Genomic DNA, 1,301 nt, shown 5'->3' on the forward strand with positions numbered 1-1,301 from the left:
GTCGTTCCATCTGATGAGTTCGTATCGGTAGACAACGTGAGCAGAGCCAAACCCTTTCTCTCTGCGACTAAGCAGGTAGTAGCGTGCTTTTTTCATTACGCCACCAGCCTCGGCCGCCATACTTGGATAAACAGCAATAACTGATTGAACTCTGAGCGCCGCACATCACGGTAACTCGGAACAGCAAAACAATCTTTGATAGCTCGATGAATTTCACTGAATAACTTCCGGCGCTCTTTCTCCAAGTCCGGCATAATCTCTTCTGTTCCATCGAAACAAAGCTGCTTGTATGCTATCTGCTCGGCCAACTCATACACACGCTTGGCAATTTCTTTCTGCGCTTTACGCTGCTCGTGACTGTTTAAGGTAATCTGCTCCTCGACTTTCCGATCCACTTCTGCCAGCTTCATTTCAAGCTGCTGTTGTCCTTGCCGCAACTCTTCCTGTCCCTCCAATAAGTCTGCTGTAGTTCTCAGAACCGTAACAATCGCCTGGTCTTTCGATAGAGGAACAACATTGTTTTGTTGTACACTGTAACTTCCTGTTTTACGAATAGCAGGAAGAACTTCATGCGTAACCCAACGCTTAAACTTTTTCGCTTCCGATTTTCGACTGGTCATGACTAGCGAATAGATACCGTATTCGTTTACTGCCACCATTTCCTGCTTTCCGCCAGGGGTGTCCACTAATACCGACCCCCTTTCGTCATCATCAAGACGAGATACTGCATCGCGATGCTTGCTAATTTCGAGCACTTCACAAACATCTTTGGCAACGAACCACGGCTCATTATTTACCATCACGACTCGTACTTCCCGATCCTCGAAATTGAAAATCGTTGGCATAGTACTCATGCTTTTTTCACCTCGTAAATTTCAATTTCCGAACGTTGCTCCTTCGCTGTATCCACCTTCACCTTTTCGATTGTTAACTTGCGCACCTGCCGATCGTCGATCCAGGCAATGCCATTAAGGGAGTCCAAATATGCCTTCGCTAGATTATCTGCATCCGGTTCCCGAAGGCCGTGTAGATAGGCAACAGCCTTCACCTCCACAGGCCCCTCTGCCCTCCTAACTCTTTCTGCTTTAGCTATCCACCCAACGTAATTTTTGTACTCAAGATACCGCTTCGCTTGCTTGCTGACGAATTTACTCCGTTGCGTCATGCGTACCGCCGGAACTGGTCGACCGGGTACAACCAACCGAATCATGCTTTCTTCCTCCGTTGTGGTAAGTTCACTGGTCGTTTTTGCTTCATCACCGGCAGCTTACGGTACTTCTCTAACTCTTTTGGTGAAAGAT

General features: G+C 47.3%; 2 protein-coding genes. Both read right to left on the bottom strand.

Features of this window, described 5'->3' with window-relative positions; genetic code table 11:
• Nucleotides 1-95: 95 nt before the first annotated feature.
• The gene (locus BLR88_RS18850) at nt 96-854 is read right to left on the bottom strand and encodes a BRO family protein (protein ID WP_091261651.1); all 759 of its coding nucleotides are present in this window, start codon (nt 852-854) and stop codon (nt 96-98) included.
• Entirely contained in the window at nt 851-1,210 is a 360-nt protein-coding gene (locus BLR88_RS18855; protein ID WP_091261653.1) for a RusA family crossover junction endodeoxyribonuclease, read from the bottom strand. The genes BLR88_RS18850 and BLR88_RS18855 overlap by 4 nt, the downstream gene beginning before the upstream one ends.
• Nucleotides 1,211-1,301: the final 91 nt, after the last annotated feature.

Source organism: Aneurinibacillus thermoaerophilus (assembly GCF_900099925.1).
Taxonomy (GTDB): domain Bacteria; phylum Bacillota; class Bacilli; order Aneurinibacillales; family Aneurinibacillaceae; genus Aneurinibacillus; species Aneurinibacillus thermoaerophilus.